General features: G+C 68.3%; 14 protein-coding genes. 9 read left to right on the top strand and 5 right to left on the bottom strand.

The features are described from left to right. The 5 genes from gatB to ACK4SE_RS07805 form a co-directional block, all read right to left on the bottom strand. A partial coding sequence (gene gatB, locus ACK4SE_RS07785) for an Asp-tRNA(Asn)/Glu-tRNA(Gln) amidotransferase subunit GatB (RefSeq protein WP_409690810.1) occupies window positions 1-909 on the bottom strand: 909 nt, incomplete at its 3' end. Continuing rightward, window positions 906-1,451: a hypothetical protein gene (locus ACK4SE_RS07790; RefSeq protein WP_409690812.1), complete on the bottom strand. Its 546-nt coding sequence runs from the start codon at window positions 1,449-1,451 to the stop codon at window positions 906-908. The genes ACK4SE_RS07790 and gatB, both read right to left, overlap by 4 nt. A 268-nt stretch (window positions 1,452-1,719) precedes the next feature. Beyond that, window positions 1,720-3,198 carry an Asp-tRNA(Asn)/Glu-tRNA(Gln) amidotransferase subunit GatA gene (gene gatA, locus ACK4SE_RS07795; RefSeq protein ID WP_409690813.1) on the bottom strand — a complete coding sequence of 493 codons (1,479 nt, stop codon included), beginning with the start codon at window positions 3,196-3,198 and terminating at the stop codon, window positions 1,720-1,722. Window positions 3,199-3,201: 3 nt separating this feature from the next. Beyond that, window positions 3,202-3,489, bottom strand: coding sequence for an Asp-tRNA(Asn)/Glu-tRNA(Gln) amidotransferase subunit GatC (gene gatC / locus ACK4SE_RS07800; RefSeq protein WP_409690816.1), 288 nt, complete (start codon window positions 3,487-3,489; stop codon window positions 3,202-3,204). A gap of 104 nt (window positions 3,490-3,593) precedes the next feature. Continuing rightward, a complete protein-coding gene (locus tag ACK4SE_RS07805) occupies window positions 3,594-4,127 on the bottom strand; it encodes a hypothetical protein (protein WP_409690819.1) in 534 nt (177 codons plus the stop codon). Window positions 4,128-4,200: 73 nt separating this feature from the next. Between ACK4SE_RS07805 and ruvX the strand changes: the two genes are divergently transcribed. From ruvX to ACK4SE_RS07850, 9 genes are all read left to right on the top strand, one after another. Beyond that, entirely contained in the window at window positions 4,201-4,668 is a 468-nt protein-coding gene (gene ruvX / locus ACK4SE_RS07810; RefSeq protein ID WP_409690822.1) for a Holliday junction resolvase RuvX, read from the top strand. After that, a complete protein-coding gene (locus tag ACK4SE_RS07815; RefSeq protein ID WP_409690825.1) occupies window positions 4,665-5,585 on the top strand; it encodes an AEC family transporter in 921 nt (306 codons plus the stop codon). The genes ruvX and ACK4SE_RS07815 overlap by 4 nt, the downstream gene beginning before the upstream one ends. Before the next feature lie 55 nt (window positions 5,586-5,640). Then, complete coding sequence (locus ACK4SE_RS07820; protein ID WP_409690827.1) at window positions 5,641-6,615, top strand: aspartate carbamoyltransferase catalytic subunit; 975 nt, start codon at window positions 5,641-5,643, stop codon at window positions 6,613-6,615. Continuing rightward, the gene (gene pyrC / locus ACK4SE_RS07825; RefSeq protein ID WP_409690829.1) at window positions 6,612-7,913 is read left to right on the top strand and encodes a dihydroorotase; all 1,302 of its coding nucleotides are present in this window, start codon (window positions 6,612-6,614) and stop codon (window positions 7,911-7,913) included. The genes ACK4SE_RS07820 and pyrC overlap by 4 nt, the downstream gene beginning before the upstream one ends. 12 nt (window positions 7,914-7,925) lie before the next feature. Then, on the top strand, window positions 7,926-8,564 hold the full coding sequence (gene plsY, locus ACK4SE_RS07830; protein WP_409690831.1) for a glycerol-3-phosphate 1-O-acyltransferase PlsY: 639 nt from the start codon (window positions 7,926-7,928) through the stop codon (window positions 8,562-8,564). Then, window positions 8,561-9,652, top strand: coding sequence for a DNA-processing protein DprA (gene dprA / locus ACK4SE_RS07835; protein WP_409690833.1), 1,092 nt, complete (start codon window positions 8,561-8,563; stop codon window positions 9,650-9,652). The genes plsY and dprA overlap by 4 nt, the downstream gene beginning before the upstream one ends. Before the next feature lie 78 nt (window positions 9,653-9,730). Next, window positions 9,731-12,346, top strand: a complete 2,616-nt coding sequence (topA, locus tag ACK4SE_RS07840) for a type I DNA topoisomerase (RefSeq protein ID WP_409690836.1) — start codon at window positions 9,731-9,733, stop codon at window positions 12,344-12,346. A gap of 45 nt (window positions 12,347-12,391) precedes the next feature. Beyond that, entirely contained in the window at window positions 12,392-14,611 is a 2,220-nt protein-coding gene (locus tag ACK4SE_RS07845; protein WP_409690838.1) for an RNA degradosome polyphosphate kinase, read from the top strand. After that, window positions 14,592-16,115: a Ppx/GppA family phosphatase gene (locus ACK4SE_RS07850; RefSeq protein ID WP_409690841.1), complete on the top strand. Its 1,524-nt coding sequence runs from the start codon at window positions 14,592-14,594 to the stop codon at window positions 16,113-16,115. The genes ACK4SE_RS07845 and ACK4SE_RS07850 overlap by 20 nt, the downstream gene beginning before the upstream one ends. Window positions 16,116-16,122: the final 7 nt, after the last annotated feature.

A 16,122-nucleotide genomic window follows, 5' to 3' on the forward strand; every position in this document is an offset into this window, starting at 1 on the left:
CAGGTCGGGGTCGGGGAAGTAGCGGTAATCGTGCGCCTCTTCCTTGGAGCGCATGGACCGGGTCTCGCCCTTCACCGGGTCGAACAGGCGGGTCTCCTGATCGATCCTGCCGCCGTCCTCGAGGATCTCGATCTGGCGGCGCGCCTCGTACTGGATGGCCTGGGAGATGAAGCGGAACGAGTTGACGTTCTTGATCTCGCAGCGGGTGCCCAGATGGCTGAAGTCCCCGGTTTCCTTGAACTTTTCGTACTGCCCCGGGCGGCAGACCGAGACGTTCACATCGGCCCGCAGATTGCCCTTCTCCATGTCCCCGTCGCAGGTGCCCAGATAGATCAGGATGGTGCGGATCTTCTTGACGTAGGCCACCGCCTCTTCAGGGCTGCGCAGGTCCGGCTTTGACACGATCTCCATCAGGGCCGTGCCCGAGCGGTTCAGGTCCACATAGGATTCGGTCGGTGACAGGTCGTGGATCAGCTTGCCGGCGTCCTGCTCCAGATGCAGGCGCTCGATGCCCACATTGAAGAAGCCGCCGTCCTCGGCCTCCACCTCCACCACGCCCTCGCCCACGATGGGGTGATACAGCTGGCTGATCTGGTAGCCCGTGGGCAGGTCGGGATAGAAATAGTTCTTCCGATCGAACTGGCTGAACGTATTGATCCGGGCGTTGAGCCCCAGCCCCGTGCGGACCGCCTGTTCGACACAGAACTTGTTCAGCGTCGGCAGCATGCCCGGGAAGCCGGCGTCCACCAGCGACACCTGCTCGTTCGGCCCCGCCCCGAAGCCCACGGCTGCCCCGGAAAACAGCTTGGCCTTCGACGCCACCTGGGCGTGGATCTCCAGCCCCATGACGATTTCCCACGGGCCGGTCCGGCCCTGGATGAGTTTGGTGTCAGTCTTGGTGTCGGTCATGGCGTCGTATCTAGAGCGGCCGCGTCAGCGGGTGAAGGCGTTTCAGACCTGCGGCGAGTCAAAAGGCGCAGCAGGGGGATATTGAGGGCTGCGCCGCCGATCAAAGCCACCAGGCCAAAACCTGCAAGGACGGAGCCTCCCCAAAGACCATTCATGCTCCCCTCTGGAAAGACCAGAGCACCGTCGAGCGCTCCGGGCTGAAGCGCCAGCCAAAGTCCAAGGCCCGTCCAGACGAGACCGAGCAGCATCACGGTCAACCCCACCAGCGAGAGCAGCGCGAGCGGGATGACAACGATGATCCATCGGCGAGGCGACGGCAGTTCCCCGACGTGGCCCATGGATCTGGCGAGGAGCCAGAGACGCCAGCCGATCAGAGCGGCAAGGGCGGCGGCCACAAACGCCGTCCCCCACGAGGGTTGGTAAGCTCCCTCCGGGCTGACCGCTGCGAAGGACGCGACTAAGACAAGCAGGCAGATCGGCAGGGCGACCCAATAGATGGCCAGGACCGCGCGTTTGAAAAGGCGGCTGGACCTCAAGGTCATGGCGTCTTTCTCGACCGCTTTCCCTCAAGAGAAGGCCTGGAATGAAAGACTGGGAGAAGAACGGAAAGACCAGCAGCAAACCCGAGGAGCAACACTAAACCGAACGCCGCAGCGCCGACAATTTCCCTTGTGGGCGCCGGTTCGCCTCCATAGGGCGCGCCATGAACGGCTAACAAAATTGCGAAAGCGAGACCGGCAAACGAGCCAACTCCAAAAGCGAAACAGATCACTCCGCCAACCAGCAGACGGACAATCCGCTCCTTGGCTTTCACCACCACTTCTCCGGCCGCGCCACGAAGCCGGCGGCCTGCTCCAGCGTGTCAGCCACCTGGAACACGGTCGCCTCGTCCAGCGCCTTGCCGATGACCTGCAGGCCCAGCGGCAGGCCGCCCTTGTCGAGGCCGGCGGGAACCGAGATTCCCGGCAGGCCGGCCAGGTTGGCGGTCACCGTGAACACGTCGTTCAGGTACATGGTCAGCGGGTCCACCTGCTTGTCGCCCAGCGCGAAGGCGGCCGACGGCGTGGACGGCGTCAGGATGGCGTCGACCTTGCCCCAGACATCGTCGAAATCCTGGGCGATGCGCCGGCGCACCTTCAGGGCCCGGACGTAATAGGCGTCATAGAATCCGGCCGACAGCACATAGGCGCCGATGGTCAGGCGACGCTGGACCTCCTTGCCGAAGCCCTCGGCGCGGCTGGTCTCGTACAGGTCCGTCAGGGACTTCGCCTCGCTCGCCCGGTGGCCGAAGCGCATGCCGTCATAGCGGGCCAAGTTCGACGACGCCTCGGCCGGAGCGATGATGTAATAGGCCGGCAGGGCGTATTTGGTGTGCGGCAGGCTGATCTCGACGATCTCGGCGCCGGCGTCCTTCAGCCAGGCCTTCCCCTTCTCCCACAGCTCCAGCTGTTCGGCGGGCATGCCCTCGACCACGTATTCCTTCGGAATGCCGATGCGCAGGCCCCTCACGCCCTTGCCGAGGCTGGCGGTCCAGTCCGGCGTCTCAACGTCGAGACTGGTGGAGTCCTTCGTGTCGAACGAGCACATGGACCGCAGCAGGATCGCCGCATCTTCCACCGTCTTCGTGATCGGCCCGGCCTGATCCAGCGACGAGGCGAAGGCCACCATGCCGAAGCGGCTGGCGCGGCCGTAGGTGGGCTTGATGCCCACGGTGCCGGTGAAGGCCGCGGGCTGGCGGATCGAGCCGCCGGTGTCCGACGCCGTGGCCGCCAGACAAAGGTCCGCCGCCACCGCCGAGGCCGAGCCGCCCGAGCTGCCGCCCGGCGTCAGGTCGGCGTTGGAGGCGCTGGACTTCCAGGGGTTCACCACCGGGCCGAAGGCGCTGGTCTCGTTGGACGAGCCCATGGCGAACTCGTCCATGTTGAGCTTGCCCAGCATCACCGCCCCGTCGCGCCACAGATTGGCGGTGACGGTGGATTCATAGGGGGGCGTGAAGCCCTTCAGCATGTTGGATCCGGCCGTGGTCTGGATCCCGTCGGTGCAGAACAGGTCCTTGATCCCCAGCGGCGCGCCTTCCAGCGCCCCGCCCTCGCCCTTGGCCAGCTTCGCGTCGGACGCCCGCGCCATGGCCAGCGCCTTGTCGCCCGTGATCTGGACATAGGCGTTCAGGGCCGGGTTGGCGGCCTCGATGGTCTTGAGGAAGGCGCCGGTGATCTCCTCGGACGAGAAGTCGCGGGCCTTGAGGCCGTCGACGGCGGCCTTGAGGGTCAGTTTGGTCAGGTCGGTCATGGCTTACTCGACCACCTTGGGCACGACAAAGAACCCGTCGGCGGATTTGGGGGCGTTGGACAGCACGGCGTCCACCTTGCCGCCGTCGGTGACCACATCGTCGCGCAGGCGCAGGGGCTGGTGCACGTTGGAGGTCATGGGCTCCACGCCCTCCACGTCCACCTCGTTCAGCTGCTCGATCCACGCGAGGATGCCGTTAAGCTCTGCGGCCAGCGGCTCCAGCCGGTCCTCGGGGGTCTTGATGCGGGCCAGATGGGCGACACGGCGCACGGTCGCGGCGTCGATGGACATGGAGGTCTCCTTGGGTCGTCCGCGTCGGGAGGAACGGGGACGCACATCAGGCGTGGGTTAGCGGCCCGGCCCTTGTTCGGCAAGCCCACGCGGCGGATGGAGGATCAGCGCGCCGGGGTGACGGTGACGCGGTCCGATGCGCCGTCCTCGCCCGCGCGGAACTCCACGATCAGGCGGCGGTCCCCGGTGACGATGTCGCCGTCCTCGCCCATGCGGCTTTCGCGGGCGTCCAGCACCACGCGGCGACGGCTCTCTTCGGACACGGTCCACTCCTCGAAGTCGCCGATCCGGTAGACACGCCAGCCCTCGGCCGGGCCCGCGAAAAGGCCCAGATAGGTGACGAGGCCATTCATGGCCGGGTCGCCGCCCGATACGCCGAAGAGCTTGGCGTTCTGGCTCTCCATGGGGTGGAGCTGCATCACCGAGGCCGCCGACTGGAGGGCGCCGTCCCCGGCGATCTCGATGACCTCCGGTTCCCCGGCCGGCTGGGCGCGGGTGTCGGCGGGCTGGGCGGTTGGCGCGCTCGACGCCAACGGTTCGCGCGTGCGGTCCACCGCGTGCTCTTCCTCAGGCAGACCGTCGCAGGCCGGGATCATCAGGCCCAGAGCCGCCGCAATCGCCAGATTTCTGCTCAACATCAGTCCCTCCGTCAGCCACTGGAATTCAGTTTCGCCTTTGACACGGCCCTGCGCCAGTCCTACCGCCCGTTTCGTGCCTGTTTTTGACCTTTCCGATCTGCCCGCCGCCTGCCCACCCGACACCCCGTGGCTGGGGCTCGATCTGGGTGAGAAGACCATCGGCGTGGCCGCGTCCGACGCCACCCGCATGATCGCCAGTCCGCTTGAGCTGATCCGCAAGGCGAAGTTCACCGCCGACGCCGACCACCTGTTCAGGATCATGGACCACCGAAAGGTCTCGGCCCTGATCATTGGCCTGCCCATGAACATGGACGGCACCGAGGGCCCCCGCGCCCAGTCGGCCCGCGCCTTCGCCCGTAATCTGGAGCGCATCCGCCCGGTCAATGTGGCCTTCTGGGATGAGCGGTTGTCCACCTCGGCGGTGGAGCGGTTCCTGATCGAGGACCTGGACCTGAACCGCAAACGGCGCGCGGGCGTGATCGACCGGACCGCCGCCGCCTGGATCCTGCAAGGGGCGCTGGACCGGCTGAGGCCCGCATGAACGCCTTGCTGTCCGGCTTCCTGCCGGTGTTCGCCCTGATCGCCCTGGGCTGGGGCCTGAAGGTCGCCCGCTTCCTGCCGGAGGACGGCTGGCGGCCGGTGGAGCGGCTGACCTATTTCGTCTTCTATCCGGCCTTTCTGATCCCCGGCATCTGGAACGCCGACTTCACCGGCGGCGGCGCGGGCGTGGTGGCGCTGGCGACGCTCGCGGGCGCCATGCTGATGGCCCTGATCACCTTCATGGCCAAGCCGCTCATCAAGGTCTCCGACGCCGCCTACACCAGTGTGTTCCAGGGCGTGATCCGCTGGAACGGCTTCGTCTTCCTGCCGGTGGCGGCGTCGATCTTCGGTCAGGAGTCCGTGGGCCTGGCGGCCGTGGCGCTGGGGGCCCTGATCCCGTCCATCAACATCGTCTGCGTGCTGGTGCTGGCCAAATGGGGCGTCGGCCAGGGCGGCGGCTGGCGCATGGTGGGGCGCTCCCTATGGGTCAATCCGATCATCTGGTCCTGCGTCATCGGCACGGCCCTGAACCTCACCGGCCTGCGCCCGCCGGACATTCTGATGACGCCCTTCGACATGCTGGGCGGGGCCGCCATCGTGCTGGGCCTGATGGTGGCCGGCGCGGGCCTCAGCTTCCGCGACGCGGCGGGACGGCCGGTGGTGGTGGGGTTGGTGACCGCCGCCAAGCTACTGGTTTTGCCGCTGGTCATGGCCGGGTTCGCGATCCTGCTGGGCGCCGACCGCACGGCGCTGGGCATCGTACTGCTGGCCGGGTCTGCGCCGGGCGCGGCGGCCTCCTATGTGCTGGCGCGCCAGATGGGCGGGGACGCGCCCCTGATGGCGGCGGTGGTGGCCTTCACCACCCTGGGCGCCCTGTTCACCATGCCCCTGATGCTGTTCCTGTTCGGATTCCTGTGACCGGGGCGTCGCAGTGCTGGCGTTCCGCGGGACTCAGCCCTATAGCGAGCCCTCGATGACCCAGGCCGTCACCGATCTTGTCCGTTCACGGCTGACGCCGTTTCCCAGGGCGCATTTCAATTCCGCCGGTGATCTGAATCCCGTGACGCTGACTGCGTTGCTGGATCTGGCCGACGCCTGCGTGGATGTGAACCGTCAGGGGGCCAAGGCGCTGGACCTGATGCGCGGGCGCACGGTGGTCAATCTGTTCTTCGAGAACTCCACCCGCACCTCGGCCTCGTTCGAGATCGCGGCCAAGCGGCTGGGCGCCGACGTGGTCAGCATGAACCCGCGCACATCCTCGGTGGCCAAGGGCGAGACCCTGATCGACACGGCCATGACCCTGAACGCCATGAAGCCGGACATCCTGGTGGTGCGCCACTCGGCCTCGGGCGCGGCGGAGCTGCTGTCCCAGAAGGTGGGCTGCGCCGTGGTCAACGCAGGCGACGGACGGCACGAGCATCCGACCCAGGCCCTGCTGGACATGCTCAGCCTGCGCCGCGCCTTCGGCGACGTGGGCGGGCTGACGGTGGCCATCTGCGGCGACGTGGCCCACAGCCGGGTCGCGCGCTCCAACGTGGCCCTGCTGTCCATGATGGGGGTGCGGGTGCGCCTCATCGGGCCGCCGACGCTGGTGCCCGGTGACGCGGACCGCTGGGGCTGCGAGGTGTTTCACGACATGCGCGAGGGGCTGAAGGGCTGCGACGTGGTCATGATGCTGCGCCTGCAGCTGGAGCGCATGGACGGCGCCCTGGCCCCCTCGACCCGCGAATACTACCGCTTCTGGGGTCTGGACGCCGAGAAGCTGGCCTGGGCCGCGCCCGGCGCCAAGGTCATGCACCCCGGCCCCATGAACCGGGGCGTCGAGATCGACTCCGGCGTGGCCGATGACCCGGCCGTCTCCCTGATCCAGGATCAGGTGGAGATGGGCGTGGCCGTGCGCATGGCGGTGCTGGCCTCCCTGTCGGCGCGGCAGGAGGCCCAGCGATGAGCGCCCCATCTCTCAGCGCCCTGGCCATCATCAACGCCCGGCTGGTGGACCCGGCCAACGACTATGACGGCCCCGGCGCGGTGCTGATCCAGGACGGCCGCATCGTCGAGGTTATCCATGGCGCCGCGACCCGGACGCCGGACGGGGTCGAGGTCATCGACGCGGGCGGTCTGGTGCTGGCGCCGGGCCTGATCGACATCCGGGTCAAGACCGGCGAGCCGGGCGCCGAGCCCAAGGAGACGCTGAAGTCGGCCAGCCTGTCGGCGGCGGCGGGCGGCGTCACCACCATCGTCATCCAGCCGGACACCGATCCAGCCGTGGACGACCCGGCGATGATCGATTTCATCCAGCGGCGGGGCGCGGCCCTGAGTCTGGTCAACGTCCGCGCGGCCGGCGCGGCCACGCAGGGGCTGGACGGCGAGCGCATGGCCGAGATCGGCCTGATGGCCGAGGCCGGTGCGCTGTATTTCACCGACGGCGACCGGGTCATCGCCAACAGCCGCACCCTGCAGCGGGTGATGAGCTACGCCTCCGCCTTCAACGCCCTGATCGCGCACCGCCCGGCGGATCCGTGGCTGTCGGAAGGCGCGTGCGCCACCTCGGGCGAACTGGCCACGCGGCTGGGCCTGTCCGGCGCGCCGGCCATCGCAGAGCGCATCCAGCTGGAGCGCGACCTGGCCCTGGTCGAGCAGACCGGCGCCCGGTTCCTGGCCGACCAGATCTCCACCGAGGCGGCGCTGGACTGCCTTGCCCGGGCTCGGGCCAAGGGGCTGGAGGTCGCCGCCAGTGTCTCGATCAACCACCTGTGCTTCAACGAGGTGGACATCGGCGACTACCGCACCTTCTACCGGCTGGACCCGCCCCTGCGCGCCGAGAGCGACCGGCAGGCCATGATCGAGGCGGTGCGCGAGGGGCTGATCGACGTCATCACCTCGGCCCACACCCCGGCCCCGGCCGAGGACAAGCGCCGCCCCTTCAGTGAGGCGGCGCCGGGCGCCGTGGGGCTCGAGACCCTGCTGCCCGCCGCGCTCAGCCTGCACCATGAGGCGGGGCTGGACCTGATCGACATCCTGCGCCCCCTCACCTGCGGCCCGGCCGCCCTGCTGGGGCTGGACGCCGGCGAGCTGCAGGCGGACGCCCCGGCCGATCTGGTGCTGTTCGACCCCAATGCACCGGTGGTCATCAACGCCGACAACCTGCGCTCCAAGTCCAAGAACTCGCCTTTCGATGGACGCGTGCTGCAGGGCAAGGTCTTGCTCACGATCGTCGGCGGGCGCATCGTGCACGACGCACGTTAAAGGGGCATTCAAGTGCAGGATCTGGTCGGACCGGCGATGCTGACGCTGGGGCTTGCAGCCCTTGGCGGCTACCTGCTGGGCTCCATTCCATTCGGGGTGGTGATCACCCGTGCGGCGGGCGCCGGCGATGTGCGCAGCATCGGCTCCGGCAATATCGGCGCGACCAATGTGCTGCGCACCGGCCGCAAGGATCTGGCCCTGGCCACCCTGCTGCTGGACGCGGGCAAGGGCGCGGCGGCCCTGCTGATCGCGCGCTGGCTGTTCGACAATGACGTGGTGGCGGTCATCGCGGGCGGGGCGGCGTTCCTGGGCCACCTGTTCCCGATCTGGCTGGGCTTCAAGGGCGGCAAGGGGGTGGCTACCTTCTTCGGACTGATCATCGCCGCCGCCTGGCCGCTGGGTCTGATGGCGGGGGCGACCTGGCTGATCGTGGCCTTCGCGCTCAGGTATTCATCGCTGGCCGCCCTGATCGCCTCGGCTGCCACGCCGCTGTATGCGCTGCTTCCGCTCGCGGCCCTGGGCCTCCCCGCCCCGGCGCCCGTTCTGTTCCTGAGCGTGTTCACCGCGGTGCTGATCTGGATACGGCACCATGAGAACATCGGCCGGCTGATGAAGGGGACGGAGTCCCGTATCGGGTCGAAGTCGAAATGACCCCCGCGGCGGACGAGGCTGAACGCTTCGCCCGCCTGCGGTTGGCCCGCACCGACCGCGTCGGCCCCGTCGCCTTTTCCCAGTTGATGCAGCGCTACGGCACGGCGCGCGCGGCGCTGGACGCCCTGCCCGAACTGGCGCGGCGCGGCGGCGGTGGCGGGGTAAACGCCCTTCCGGACGAGAGAATTGTTCAGGCCGAACTGGACGCCGGTGAAGCGGCAGGCGCACGCCTGCTGCTGCTGGGCGACCCCGACTATCCCCCACAGCTGGCCGCGCTGGATCCGCCCCCGCCGCTGCTCTGGACGCGGGGCGACCCCGCCCTGCTCAGCCGCGACAGCCTCGCCATCGTGGGCGCCCGCATCGCCTCGGCGGGCGGTCAGAGGATCGCGCGGGGGCTGGCGGCCGGACTGGGGCAGGCGGGCTTCGTGGTTGTATCGGGCATGGCCCGGGGCATCGATGGCGCAGCCCATGAGGGGGCGCTGGGCGCCGGAACCGTCGCCGTGCTGGGCGGCGGCGTGGACGACATCTATCCGCCCGAGCACGCCGACCTCTATGAACGCCTGATCGATCAGGGCTGCGTCGCTTCTGAAAGCCCGATGGGCGCCCGGGCGCAGGCCCGCGACTTCCCCCGCCGCAACCGCATCATCTCCGGCCTGGCCAAGGGGGTCATCGTGGTCGAGGCCGAACTGCGCTCCGGCTCGCTGATCACGGCGCGGCTGGCCGGCGAACAGGGACGCGATGTGTTCGCCGTCCCCGGCTCGCCGCTCGATCCCCGTTCGAAGGGCCCCAATGAGCTGCTCCGTCAGGGCGCGATCCTTTGTGAAGGCGTTGAGGATGTGGTGAACGCCATGACCGGCCTGCGCACCCTGTACGAACCAGACGGTCCCAGGTGGGAGTCCGGGCCGATCGATGCGGATCTGGACCTGATTGAACGGCTGGCGGCTCTGCTCTCCCCTGTGCCCGCCCCGCGCGACGAACTGGCCCGCGCCGCCGGGGCCTCCATTGGTGAGGCTAACGCCGCGCTGTTGGAGCTGAGTCTGGCCGGCCGCGCCTTGCTGTTGCCCGGGGGCATGGTCGCAGCGGGCTGAACCAAGGTAGGCTTGGCGATTGACACCGGACCCGGACCCCACCACGTTCGCGCTCCCCTCCTCCCAGACTGCGACTTCATGAACCTCGTCATCGTCGAAAGCCCGGCCAAGGCCAAAACCATCAACAAGTACCTCGGCCCGGACTTCCGCGTGCTGGCCTCCTACGGCCACGTGCGGGACTTGCCGTCCAAGGACGGATCGGTGAAGCCGGACGAGGACTTCGCCATGTCGTGGGAGATCGACGCCAAGGCCTCCAAGCGGCTCAGCGAGATCGCCGAGGCGGCCAAGTCGTCCGACCGCATCATCCTGGCCACCGACCCCGACCGCGAGGGGGAGGCCATCAGCTGGCACGTGCTGGAGATCCTGCAGAAGAAGAAGGCCGTGAAGGACGCCGTCGTCCAGCGCGTCACCTTCAACGCCATCACCAGGTCGGCGGTGCTGGAGGCCATGGCCCAGCCGCGCGACATCGACATGGAGCTGGTCGAGGCCTATCTGGCCCGCCGCGCCCTGGACTATCTGGTGGGCTTCACCCTGTCGCCGGTGCTGTGGCGCAAGCTGCCGGGCGCGCGCTCGGCCGGGCGGGTGCAGTCCGTGGCCCTGCGCATCGTCGTCGACCGCGAGATGGAGATCGAGCGGTTCAAGGCGCAGGAATACTGGTCCGTCGAGGCGGATCTGATCGCCGACAGCCCGCCGTTCACGGCCCGTCTGGTCAAGCACGAAGGCAAGCGGGTCCAGCGCCTGGACATCACCGACGAGGCGACGGCCCAGGCCGCCCGTGCCGCCATCGAAGCCGGCGCCTTCACCATCAGCTCGATCGAGAAGAAGCCGGTCAAGCGCAACCCGTCGCCGCCCTTCACCACCTCGACCCTGCAGCAGGAAGCCTCGCGCAAGCTGGGCTTCACCGCCCAGCGCACCATGCAGGCGGCCCAGAAGCTGTATGAAGGCGTCGACGATCAGGGCGGCCTGATCACCTACATGAGGACCGACGGGGTCTTTGTGACGCCGGAAGGCATCGCCCAGGCGCGGGAAGTCATCGGCGAACGCTTCGGCCCGGCCTATGTCCCGGAGCAGCCGCGCTACTACAAGACCAAGGCCAAGAACGCCCAGGAAGCGCACGAAGCCATCCGACCCACCAACATCGCCCGGGCGCCGGAGACGCTGCGTCTGGATGGCGACCTGCAGCGGCTCTACGAGCTGATCTGGAAGCGCATGGTCGCCAGCCAGATGGAGCAGGCACGCCTGGACCGCACCACGGTGGATATCGAAACTCCGGACGGCCAGACTGGCCTGCGCGCCACCGGCCAGGTGGTGGCCTTCGACGGCTTCATCGCCGTCTACGAGGAAGGCCGCGACGAACGGGTCAAGGGCGCCGAGGACGAGGACGACGACGGCGGCCGCCTGCCCGCGCTGAAGGAAGGCGCGACGGCCAAGCCGGAAGCCATCCGTACGGAACAGCACTTCACCGAGCCGCCCCCGCGCTATTCCGAAGCCACCCTGGTCAAGAAGCTTGAGGAGCTGGGCATCGGCCGCCCGTCCACCTACGCCTCGATCCTGACCACCCTGCGCGACCGCGAATACGTCCGCATGGACAAGAACCGGTTCTATCCCGAGGACAAGGGACGGTTGGTCACGGCGTTCCTGGAGCAGTTCTTCGCCCGCTGGGTCGAGTACGACTTCACCGCCGCGCTGGAGACCCAGCTGGACGAGGTGTCGGCGGGCGAACTGGACTGGAAGCTGCTGCTGCGCCGGTTCTGGGACGATTTCCATGCCGCCACCCAGGCCGCGGGCGAGTTGCGCACCACCGCCATCCTCGATCACCTGAACGATGCTCTGGGGCCGCACATCTTCCCGGACAAGGGCGACGGGACCGATCCCCGCGCCTGCCCGGCCTGCGCCGACGGCCGGCTGAGCCTGAAGACCAGCCGTTTCGGCGCCTTCATCGGCTGCTCGAACTATCCGGAGTGCCGCTACACCCGCCCGGTCGCCTCCCCCGATGCGGGCGAGAACGGCGAGAATGGCGGGGACCGCGAACTGGGTCTCGATCCCGAGACCGGCCAGCCGGTGCACCTGAAGATCGGCCGCTTCGGTCCCTATGTGGAGACCACCCCGCCGGAGGCGGAGAAGCCTAAACGCTCCTCCCTGCCCAAGGGCTGGTCGCCCGCGTCCGTCGATCTGGAAAAGGCCCTGCGCCTGCTGCGTCTGCCGCGCGAGGTCGGGGCGCACCCGGAAGACGGCAAGCTGATCACCGCCGGTCTCGGTCGCTACGGGCCTTTCGTGGCCCACGAGGGCACCTATGCGAACCTGTCGGACATCGAGGAAGTGTTCGATGTGGGCCTGAACCGCGCCGTCGCCCTGCTGGCCGAGAAGCGCGCGAGCCGGGGCGCTGGACGCGGCGGGGCCATGGCGCCGCTGAAGGATCTGGGCGCGCACCCCGAGACGGGCGATCCGATCCACGTCATGGCCGGACGCTACGGCCCCTATGTGAAGTCGGGCAAGATCAACGCCACCCTGCCCAAGGGCACTGCGCCCGAGGACCTGACCCTGGAGGCGGCCCTGCCCCTGCTGGCCGCCAAGGCTGGAAGTGCGCCAGCCAAGAAGAAGGCGGCGCCGAAAAAGGCTGCAGCGAAGAAAGCTCCAGCCAAGAAAACGGCGGCGAAAAAGCCGGCGGCGAAGAAGAAGGCGGCCGCCGACTGACGCTGCGCCTTGCGGCCGTCACACCGACTTGCCACAACCACCGGCATGAGCGACCACCTACCCATCGCCGACCGCACCACCGGCCAGGAGGTCCCCTCCTCCCACGCAAGCGCGCTTGAGCTGGACGAGGCGCTGCTGGCTTCGCCCGAGCGGTTCTTCAACCGCGAGCTGTCATGGCTGGCCTTCAACGCCCGGGTTCTGGAGGAGGCGGCCAATCCCGCTCACCCCCTGCTGGAGCGGGTGCGGTTCCTGTCCATCTCGGCCAACAACCTGGACGAATTCTACATGGTCCGCGTGGCCGGCCTGAAAGGTCAGGTTCGCCAGCGGGTTCGCGTGGTCTCCGCCGACGGCCTGACACCCGCCGAGACGCTGGAGCGCATCAACACCGCCGCCGGCTCCCTGATGGCCGACCAGCAGGCTCAGTGGCGCACCCTGTGGCGGGAGTTGAAGGACGTCGGCATCGAGGTGGTGGATCCCGCCAGGATCACCAAGACCGAGCGCGACCGGCTGGAGCCCGAGTTTCTCAACCAGTTGTTCGCAGTGCTGACGCCGCTGGCCATCGACCCGGCGCACCCGTTCCCCTTCCTGCCCAACCTGGGCTTCTCGCTGGCCCTCAAGCTGCGTCGCGAGCGGGACAACCGGATTCTCTACGCCCTGGTCCCTGTGCCGACCCAGGTGCGACGGTTCTGGGAACTGGCTACCGACGGGCGGTCGGTGAAGGGCCGGCGGCGTTTCGTGACGCTGGAAGCCCTGCTGCTGCTGTTCATCGACCACCTGTTCCCGGGCTGCGAGGTCCTGGAGAAGGGCGTGCTGCGCCTGATCCGCGATTCCGACATCGAGATCGAGGAAGAAGCCGAGGATCTGGTGCTGGAGTTCGAGGAGGCGCTGAAGCAGCGCCGCCTGGGCGAGGTGGTGCGGGTCAAGATCGAGGCGTCCATGCCGGACGACCTCAGGAATTTCATCATCCGGGAACTCGACGCCGCGCCGCAGGACGTGGTCATGGTGGACGGCATGCTCGGCCTCGGCCAGTTGTCGGATCTGATCCCCCCTGATCGACCGGAGCTGAAGTTTCCCCCGTTCGAGCCCCGCTATCCCGAGCGGGTCCGTGACCAGGGCGGCGACGTCTTCGCCGCGGTGCGCGAGAAGGACATCCTGATCCACCACCCGTTCGAGAGCTTCGACGTGGTGGTCCAGTTCCTGCGCCAGGCCGCCCGTGATCCCAACGTCATCGCCATCAAGCAGACCCTGTATCGCACCTCCAAGGACAGCCCCATCGTGGCGGCCCTGATCGAGGCGGCCGAGAACGGCAAGAACGTCACCGCCCTGGTGGAGATCAAGGCGCGCTTTGACGAAGAGGCCAACCTGCGCTGGGCCCGCGCCATGGAGCGCGCGGGCGTCCACGTGGTCTTCGGCTTCGTGGAGTACAAGACCCACGCCAAGCTCAGCGTGGTGGTGCGCCGAGAGGCCGATGGCCTGAAGACCTATGTCCACGCAGGCACCGGAAACTATCACCCGGTCACGGCCAAGGTTTACACCGACCTGTCCCTGTTCTCGACCGATCCGGGCATCGGGCGCGATGCGGCCAAGGTGTTCAACTACATCACCGGCTACGCCCAGCCGGGCGAGATGGAACGCCTGATCGTCTCGCCGCTGCGGATGAAACTCTCCCTGATCCGCATGATCGAGCAGGAGGTGGAATCCGCCGGCGCAGGCAAGCCCGCCGCCATATGGGTCAAGATGAACTCGCTGGTGGATCCCGAAATCATCGACGCCCTCTACCGCGCCAGCCAGGCGGGCGTGAGCATCGACATGGTCATCCGCGGCATCTGCTGTTTGCGCCCGGGCGTGCCCGGCCTGTCGGAGAACATCCGGGTCAAGTCGATCATCGGCCGGTTCCTTGAGCACAGCCGCATCGTGGCCTTCGCCAACGGCCACGCCCTGCCCAGCGACAAGGCCAGGGTCTACATTTCCTCGGCCGACTGGATGACCCGCAATCTGGATCGCCGGGTCGAGGTCATGGCGCCCGTGACCAACGCCACGGTGCATGATCAGGTCTTGGACCAGATCATGGTCGCCAACCTGAAGGACGACGCCCAGAGCTGGGTTCTGGATTCGTCAGGGAACTATCACCGGGTCAAACCCGCTGATCCGGAACGGCCCTTCTCCGCCCACGACTATTTCATCAAGAACCCCAGCCTGTCGGGCCGGGGTCGCAAGGTGAAGGTGCTGCCCAAGGTGATCACATTTGACCGTCCCTACCGATAGGCCGCCGCCGGGCAAGGTGGATGGACGCGACGGGCGCGACGACGTGGCCGTCATCGACGTGGGCTCCAACTCGGTGCGTCTGGTGATGTACCGGCTTGAGGGCCGGGCCATCTGGACGGTCTACAATGAAAAGGTTCTGGCGGGCCTCGGCCGCGACATCGCCGCCACCGGCCGGCTGTCGCCCGAAGGGGTGAAGATGGCCCTGCCGGCGCTACGCCGCTTCGCCTCCATCGTTGAGGGCGTGAGGCCGGCTGCGGTCCTGACCGCGGCCACAGCCGCCGTTCGTGACGCCTCGGACGGAGAGGAGTTCCGCCAGCGGGTCGCGGCCGAGACCAGCCTGCAAGTTCGCGTCCTGACCGGCGAAGAGGAAGCCCGCTACGCCGCGCTGGGCGTGCTGGCCGGCGCACCGGACTCGGTGGGGATCGCCGCGGATCTGGGCGGCGCCAGTCTGGAGCTGTGCCGGGTGGGCGGCGGCAAGGTGGAGGGCGGCGTGACCCTGCCGCTGGGTCCGTTCTCCCTGACCACGCCCGACGGGTTCGACGCCGACCACGCCCGCGCCCTGATCGCAGAACGCCTCAAACCCATGGCGAAAGATTACTCCAGCGTCGTGCTGCACGCGGTCGGCGGCGGCTGGCGCAGCCTGGCCCAGATCCATATGGCCATGGTGGATCATCCGCTGCGGATCGTGCACCAGTACGCCATGACCGCCCAGCAGGCCCGCGACACCGCCCATCTGGTGGCGCACCAGTCGCCCGCCTCGCTGGCGCGGACCCCGGGCGTGTCGAAACGACGGGTGGAGACCCTGCCCTACGCCGCCCTGGTGCTGGAAGGGCTGCTGGAGCATTGCGGCTTCGAGCGGGTCGAATTCTCGGCCTGGGGCCTGCGTGAAGGCCTGCTGTTCGAAAGCCTGGCGCCGTCGCTGGTGTCTGCAGACCCGCTGCTGGCCAGTTGCGAGGCCATCGGCCTGCGTCAGGGAGTCTCCCCCGGCCTGGCGGGCGCGCTGGAAGGTTGGCTGACCGGGGTGATGGCCGCCCTGCCCACGGCGTTCGGCGAGGAGCGGGACGGCGTCCTGACCGCCGCCGCCTGTCGTCTGGCGGACCTCGGAGCCCGACTGCACCCCGACCACAGGGTTGAACTGGCGTTCGATCAGGTTCTGCGCGCACCCGCGCCGGGCCAGACCCATGCGGAGCGGGCGTTCCTGGCCAGCGCCATCAACGCCCGGTATGGCGGATCAAGCGACACCCCGGGCCCGCACATCATGGATCGCCTGCTGAACGACGACCAGCGCCTGCGGGCCCGCGCGCTGGGTCTGGCCATGCGCCTCGGCAGTGACATGTCGGTGCGCTCCCCCCAAATTCTGGCGAGCACCGTGGTCAGCCTTAAGGACGGCACGCTGCGGCTGAAGGCCTCGGCTGATCATGCCGACGCTTTGCTCGGTGAACAGACACGACGCCGCGCCAAAGCGCTGGCGGAGACCCTGGACGCTGGTCTCGATATCGGCTGAGACGGCC

Source organism: Brevundimonas sp. (genome assembly GCF_046293315.1).
In the GTDB taxonomy this organism is placed as follows: Bacteria; Pseudomonadota; Alphaproteobacteria; order Caulobacterales; family Caulobacteraceae; genus Brevundimonas.

Coding starts and splice junctions, on each gene's coding strand:
- ACK4SE_RS07790 (WP_409690812.1), bottom strand. CDS start 1,451: ATGACCTTGAGGTCCAGCCGCCTTTTCAAACGCGCGGTCCTGGCCATC.
- gatA (WP_409690813.1), bottom strand. CDS start 3,198: ATGACCGACCTGACCAAACTGACCCTCAAGGCCGCCGTCGACGGCCTC.
- gatC (WP_409690816.1), bottom strand. CDS start 3,489: ATGTCCATCGACGCCGCGACCGTGCGCCGTGTCGCCCATCTGGCCCGC.
- ACK4SE_RS07805 (WP_409690819.1), bottom strand. CDS start 4,127: ATGTTGAGCAGAAATCTGGCGATTGCGGCGGCTCTGGGCCTGATGATC.
- ACK4SE_RS07815 (WP_409690825.1), top strand. CDS start 4,665: ATGAACGCCTTGCTGTCCGGCTTCCTGCCGGTGTTCGCCCTGATCGCC.
- ACK4SE_RS07820 (WP_409690827.1), top strand. CDS start 5,641: ATGACCCAGGCCGTCACCGATCTTGTCCGTTCACGGCTGACGCCGTTT.
- pyrC (WP_409690829.1), top strand. CDS start 6,612: ATGAGCGCCCCATCTCTCAGCGCCCTGGCCATCATCAACGCCCGGCTG.
- dprA (WP_409690833.1), top strand. CDS start 8,561: ATGACCCCCGCGGCGGACGAGGCTGAACGCTTCGCCCGCCTGCGGTTG.
- topA (WP_409690836.1), top strand. CDS start 9,731: ATGAACCTCGTCATCGTCGAAAGCCCGGCCAAGGCCAAAACCATCAAC.
- ACK4SE_RS07845 (WP_409690838.1), top strand. CDS start 12,392: ATGAGCGACCACCTACCCATCGCCGACCGCACCACCGGCCAGGAGGTC.